The sequence below is a fragment of the Bradyrhizobium sp. U531 genome, assembly GCF_051710265.1.
GTDB lineage: Bacteria > Pseudomonadota > Alphaproteobacteria > Rhizobiales > Xanthobacteraceae > Bradyrhizobium.
This window is the reverse complement of sequence record NZ_JASVEN010000041.1, coordinates 1-545: the sequence shown is the minus strand read 5'-3', so window position 1 is coordinate 545 and position 545 is coordinate 1. Positions and strand designations below refer to the sequence as shown.

Annotated in this window: 1 pseudogene; it reads left to right on the top strand. The window is 61.8% G+C overall.

Features of this window, described 5'->3' with window-relative positions:
• Positions 1 to 545 (top strand): annotated as a pseudogene (locus QRQ56_RS39210) (tyrosine-type recombinase/integrase); the annotation flags it as partial.

Sequence of the window (545 nt, the reverse complement as noted above, 5' to 3'; positions counted from 1 at the left end):
CGCGGTCTCAAGGATCATTTCGATCTCGCTATCGGCGAGCTGACGCGACGGCAAATCATGGCGGCAGTGGACAAGATCACCAAGACCGGTAAGCGCGGCGCGGCCAAGGACTTGCGCAAGCACACGCACACACTCCTCGAATGGTGTGTCGGTGAAGGTTACGTCGAGCACAACGTGCTCGCCGGCTATCGCGCGCCCAAGGAAACCCGTGCGCAGAGGGTCGGGCGCCGAACGAAGGGCCGCGCGCTGACCGATGAGGAGATCATCAAGGTCTGGCACGCGTCCGGCAAGCTCGGGGCTTTTGGGCAATTAGCACGGATGTGCCTGCTCGGTGGCCCGCGCCGCAGCGAACCAACCATGATCGAGTGGCGAAAGCACATCATGGATGACCGCATCACCTTCGATGCGGCATGGACCAAGATGGGCCTGCACCACGATGTGCCGCGCACCCACCTCGTTGATGAAGTACTCGCGGCAGCGAAACATTTCCAGCGCGCAACGTCCGACTATGTCTTCCCGTCACCGAAAACAGGCGGCCAGATGTC